The sequence below is a fragment of the Halobacillus sp. BBL2006 genome, from assembly GCF_000786645.1.
In the GTDB taxonomy this organism is placed as follows: Bacteria; Bacillota; Bacilli; order Bacillales; family Halobacillaceae; genus Halobacillus.
The window spans coordinates 1-5,893 of record NZ_JRNX01000043.1 but is presented as its reverse complement, the minus strand read 5'-3'; the positions used below and the strand labels follow the sequence as shown (position 1 = coordinate 5,893).

General features: G+C 41.4%; 6 protein-coding genes. All 6 read right to left on the bottom strand.

Going from position 1 to position 5,893, the window contains the following annotated elements; genetic code table 11:
• The coding region (dpaA, locus tag LD39_RS01805) for a dipicolinic acid synthetase subunit A (RefSeq protein WP_035542269.1) at nucleotides 1–830 on the bottom strand (830 nt) is incomplete at its 3' end.
• A gap of 111 nt (nucleotides 831–941) precedes the next feature.
• On the bottom strand, nucleotides 942–1,157 hold the full coding sequence (locus tag LD39_RS01800) for a YlmC/YmxH family sporulation protein (protein WP_035542268.1): 216 nt from the start codon (nucleotides 1,155–1,157) through the stop codon (nucleotides 942–944).
• Nucleotides 1,158–1,172: 15 nt separating this feature from the next.
• Nucleotides 1,173–2,099, bottom strand: a complete 927-nt coding sequence (locus tag LD39_RS01795; protein ID WP_035542266.1) for a polysaccharide deacetylase family protein — start codon at nucleotides 2,097–2,099, stop codon at nucleotides 1,173–1,175.
• A gap of 140 nt (nucleotides 2,100–2,239) precedes the next feature.
• Nucleotides 2,240–4,363, bottom strand: coding sequence for a polyribonucleotide nucleotidyltransferase (gene pnp, locus LD39_RS01790; protein WP_035542263.1), 2,124 nt, complete (start codon nucleotides 4,361–4,363; stop codon nucleotides 2,240–2,242).
• A gap of 120 nt (nucleotides 4,364–4,483) precedes the next feature.
• A complete protein-coding gene (gene rpsO / locus LD39_RS01785; protein WP_035542261.1) occupies nucleotides 4,484–4,753 on the bottom strand; it encodes a 30S ribosomal protein S15 in 270 nt (89 codons plus the stop codon).
• A gap of 127 nt (nucleotides 4,754–4,880) precedes the next feature.
• Complete coding sequence (locus LD39_RS01780; protein WP_035542258.1) at nucleotides 4,881–5,822, bottom strand: bifunctional riboflavin kinase/FAD synthetase; 942 nt, start codon at nucleotides 5,820–5,822, stop codon at nucleotides 4,881–4,883.
• Between the last annotated feature and the right edge of the window lie 71 nt (nucleotides 5,823–5,893).

Here is a 5,893-nt window from a genome sequence, read left to right as displayed (position 1 = left end):
CCCGCCGTTTTAGGGGCAACAATGCCCGGCAGCCCCGGAGCAAGAATCGCTTTTATTCCACGTTTATCAGCGAATTGGAAATCCGTACCTCCTGGTTTTGATGCCAGATCAACAATTAGTGCATGAGAAGGAAGTTGTTTTATTATCGAGGCATCAACGATCAAATGAGGAACAGTGTTTATCAGAATATCGCATTCCATGTTTTCATTTTTTACGTCATTTAAATTAATGGGCGTCAAACCCATTTCAAAGACTCTTGCAGCACTTTTCGTAGACCTGACCCCTACAGATACATCAGCCCCAAGATGATGGAACGTTCTCGCAAGACCCATTCCGACACGGCCGAGTCCAAGAACAATGACATCTGATCCGTGAATTGTAAAATCGGTATGTTGAATGACCAGGAGTAAAGTACCTTCAACGGTAGGAATAGAATTATAAATAGCAACATCGTCACGGTCCATCAATGGGATGAGTGAACGGTTTACTTTATCGGTCAATTCATTTAAATATGGATTAGTAATACCTGTAAAAACAGTGCAATGATCTGGGGTATTTTTCAGCCAGCTTTCTTCAAGTTGGATCAGTCGATTGCTAAAAATTCCATCTATTCTACCTTGATCATCCGTCCCGGCTACTGGAAGAATGATGGCATCTAACTTCTCCACTTGTTTGGAATCCATGTCAAGATCGATCGCTTCGGTAAAGCTTTCATTCAATTGATCGAACCCGGCTAAATATACGGTAGCATTCCACTCGTTTAAACGACGGATGATTTCGATTTGCCGGGCATCTCCCCCTATAACTGCTACGTGATAACCTGTTAACATGCCGGATGTCTCCTTTTTTCTATGATCATATATCTCTTTGTATCCTATGCCACAACGTAAAGTTAGTGATTTTAAAGCAAATAAAAAAACCACAGCATTCGCTGTGGCTGCTTATGTCTTTCTCAATAAAATCGTGTCTTCACCTATGGTAGTAATTTGCCCCCAGTCAATGACTAGTTCCTTTCGAAAGCCTTGATTCAAAATAATAAGGGATTTAATCTTTCCACTTTCAGGTTCTATAATAAGATCCGCTTTACCAAGAACTCCAAGCTTAGTGCCATTTTCTATGTCAATTACTTCTTTTTTGGCCAATGATTTTAGTCTCATTTAACCGTCCCCTTGTCACCGTTCTTCACTCAGGAAAACAGGAAGTGCCCCAATCCGATATCCTTCCTTTTTAATGCGCTCGATCAATTCTGGTAAACTAGATGCCGTCACTTCTGTTGGGTGCATGAGAATCGTTGCGCCATTATGAAGTTTTCCCATAACCCGTTGAAGAAGTACATCCTTCGTTGGTTTCTGCCAATCAATGGTGTCCACTGTCCAGAGGATGGTTTCCATCCCCAAATCATCAGCTGCTTCTACAGTCATTTGATTGAAACTGCCAGAAGGTGGAGCAAAATATTTAATTTTTGTCTTAGTCAGCGCAAATAACAGTTCATCCGCCTGTTCTAAATTCATTTTTGCTTCAGATTTAGACATCTTCCCCATATCTTTATGTTTATAGCCGTGACTGCCAATCGTATGACCTTGCTCTTCGATCATTTGAACAAGATCAGTAAAATCATTAGCAAATGCGCCATCTATAAAAAATGTGGCTTTCACTTGGTATTTAGCCAGGGTTTCAATCATATCTGGTAAGTACTCTTCTCCCCAAGACACATTAATTAGGAAGGAAACCATTTTTTTATCAGGGTGCCCTCTATATATTGGAGAAGCTGGAAGGTCATTAAGTGATACCTTTGGCTGAATCAGCTTGTACACAAAAAGATTCGAATCAAACTTCCCTTTTTTCTTCATTTTCTTATAAGAGGCTTCAACATCGACTTTTCTACCTACGATTCCAGGTGTTTTTTTCCAAACAGAATCAATCCTCGCGTCTTGAGCTTTCCATTCATATTCATCCTTCTTATCGATGATCTTGATGTATAATGGATCTTTATTTTGACTTACTGTACGATCATTCGGTCCACTTGTAATGTAAGCCAGTCCAATTCCCATTAAGAAGAAAATGATCATTACTATGAAAATAATCGTTTTTAGCCTCATAAACATCCACTCCTAATGAAAGTCTATGGAGGACAAAGGTTCATTAGACCAATTCGAGGCAAAAAAAAAGAGACTGGCAAGCCAGTTTCTTTTCTCATGGTTCAGATCGATCCTATTGAAAGCATCGATCTGATGTACCGTTATTGTTCTGTATTTGCTTCTTCTTTCTTCTTCTCATCAATAATGACGGCTTTACGAGAAAGGTTAATTCGGCCTTGGTTATCAATTTCTTTGACCTTAACTTTTAAGGTGTCGCCAATAGAAACGATATCTTCCACTTTACCAATACGCTCTTCAGCCATTTCGGAAATGTGAACAAGTCCTTCTTTCCCTTTAAATAATTCAACGAAAGCTCCGAATTTTTCAATTCGCTTGACTTTTCCATCGTAAACTTCACCGACTTCCACTTCACGGACAATGTCTTCAATGATCTTTTGCGCTGAAGCATTCATCGCAGCGTCTGTAGAAGAAATAAAGACAGTACCGTCCTGTTCAATGTCAATTTTAACACCAGTGTCATCAATGATTTGATTGATTTGTTTTCCGCTCGGTCCAATGACATCACGGATTTTGTCTGGGTTAATTTTCATTGTCATGATTTTCGGTGCATAACGTGAAAGTTCATTGCGTGTTTCTGGAATAGTTTCAAGCATATGACCTAAAATTTCCATCCGGCCTTTTTTCGCTTGTTCCAGAGCTTCTTGAAGAATTTCACGTGATAAACCTTCCACTTTAATATCCATTTGCAACGCAGTAACACCTTTAGCTGTTCCTGCTACTTTGAAGTCCATGTCGCCAAGAGCATCTTCCATCCCTTGGATGTCAGTTAAGATCGTGTAATCTTCTCCTGATTTAACAAGACCCATTGCAATACCTGCTACAGGAGCTTTGATTGGCACACCTGCATCCATCATTGCAAGTGTACTTGCACAAATACTTGCTTGAGATGTTGAACCGTTCGATTCCAATACCTCAGAAACGAGACGAATGGTGTAAGGAAATTCGTTTTCTGATGGAATGACGACTTCAAGGGCACGTTCGCCTAAAGCACCGTGGCCAATTTCACGACGTCCTGGTCCGCGGATCGGCCCAGTCTCCCCTACGGAGAATTTCGGGAAATTATAATGGTGCATAAAGCGTTTGGATTCTTCCAGGTCAAGACCATCAAGAATCTGAACATCACCTAATGCTCCTAGCGTACACACACTGAGTGCCTGGGTTTGTCCACGAGTAAATAGACCTGATCCATGGGTACGTGGCAATAAACCTACACGGGAAGTCAATGGACGGATTTCATCAACTCCACGACCATCGGGACGGATTTTATCCTTTGTGATTAGACGACGCACTTCAGTCTTCACGATGTCATCAAGTATCGCTCCAACTTGCTTCAGCGTCTCTTCATCTGCTTCCATCTCTTCATAAAAGGCAACTACCGCTTGTTTTGCTTCATCGATCGCAGCTTCACGTGCTTTTTTCTCTTCTGTCTTAATTGCAGACACGATGGAAGAAAGGGCTTCTGCTTCAACTTTTTCTTTCAGTTCCTTATCAAGATCAAAAAGCTGTACGTCCATTTTTTCACGGCCGACTGCTTCCACGATTTCTTCTTGGAACGCGACTAATCGTTTAATTTCTTCATGTCCGAACATGATGGCTTCAAGCATGTCCGCTTCAGGAACCTCCTGAGCTCCTGCTTCAACCATATTAATCGCGTCTTTTGTTCCAGCTACAGTTAAGTCGATATCACTTTTTTCCTGTTGCTCAACCGTTGGGTTGATGACAAACTCTCCATCAACACGACCTACAATAACACCGGCAATCGGTCCGTCAAATGGAATATTAGACACTCCTAAAGAAATGGATGACCCAAGCATTGCTGCCATTTCTGATGAGCAATCCTGATCTACACTCATCACAGAGCTGATAACTTGAACATCATTCCGGAAACCTTCCGGGAACAACGGTCGAAGTGGACGATCGATAAGACGTGATGCAAGCACCGCTTTATCACTCGGGCGTCCTTCACGCTTAATAAAACCCCCTGGGATTTTACCTACTGCGTACAGGCGCTCTTCATAATTTACTGTCAAAGGAAAAAATGGTAAATCCTTTGGTTCCTTTGAACCGGTAGCGGTTGATAGAACGGTTGTATCTCCATAATGAATCAGGGCTGCTCCATTAGCTTGTTTTGCTAATTCACCGATTTCAACAGTAAATGTGCGCCCGGCAACATCAATTGAAAACACTTGTTTTTCTTCTGCCATAAAGAACCTAACTCCTCTCAAATAACTCTCTTGTACATTCCAAGGGTCTAGTTTCAGTTTACACCCTTATGTATGTAAACATACAGAAAAAGCGGGAATACTCCCGCTTTTTCCCATACATTAACGACGCAAGCCAAGGCTTTTAATTAACTCACGGTAACGTGTAATGTCTTTATTACGAAGGTAGTTCAATAGGTTACGACGCTTACCTACCATTTTAAGCAAGCCGCGACGAGAATGGTGATCCTGTTTGTGTGTACGTAGGTGGTCATTCAAAGTCGTGATTTGCTCAGTTAGTACAGCGATCTGTACTTCTGGAGATCCTGTGTCGTTCTCATGAGTTTTGTACTCATTGATTAGTTCCTGTTTACGTTCTTGTGTGATAGCCATAATAGCTACACCTCCTGTAAATATTTAGAATTCCCTTTCCCCGAGCGGACGTCGGAGTTTCGTTCCGCCAAGCGAAGGTTCCATATTAAAGCGTACAATTTTTAAGAGGAAAATGCAAGGGTAACGTTCATCCTATGCGAAAAAACTCACGTATATGAGCTTCATCATGTTCCAACTGTTCCTTGACTTGAGCAACACCCTCGAACTTCTTTTCATCTCTGATCAACTGAAGGAAAAATACGGTCAATGATTGATTGTATAAATCTTTGTTGATATCAAATAAATGGACTTCAAGGCTAGGCTTTTCTGCTTCCTTCACAAAGGTTGGCTTATAACCTAAATTGGCCATACCATAGTATTGCTCACCATCATATTGTACTTGAACTGCGTATACCCCTACTTTTGGGAGGTAATAATTTTCCTTAATCTCAACATTAGCAGTCGGATATCCAATTGTTCGTCCTCGCTGGTCACCTTTGCCTACAATTCCTTTAACAGAGTAGGAACGACCAAGCAAATCATTAGCTTTGTCTACCTCCCCTTTATCTAGCAAGGTCCGAACTCTTGTTGAACTCACTTTTTCTTCATTTTTCTCGACCTTCGGTATCACTGTCTGACTGAAGCGTCCTCTCGCGTACTTCGGGAGGTCCTCCATCGAGCCCTTCCCTTTATGACCGTAACTGAAGTCAAACCCGGCAACAACATGCTTTATTTTAAGACCAACAAAAAAATCATCAACGAACTGTTGCGGAGATAATGTTGCGAGCGATGTATTAAATGTAATAACAAAGAGATAATCCACCCCTAAACTTTCTAAGATATCTTCTTTCTCAGAAAGAGGTGTAATGTAGTGGGCTTGTTGCTTGCCTTTTTTCAATACGACTGAAGGATGAGGATCAAACGTCATAACAGCACATTTCAACCCCAGCTCACGTGCCTTTTCTTTGGCGGCTCCAATAACTTTTTGGTGCCCTTTATGGATGCCGTCGAAAAAACCGACCGCTGTGACACTAGGTTCAAGAGCAAGGTCTTCAGTCATTGAATCATGGGATAGACGGACCATTTCCAATATACTCACCTGCTTTATTGCATAATGTTAAAACACACGGACGGGTTTAATATATCCAGGCTTGGAAGGAT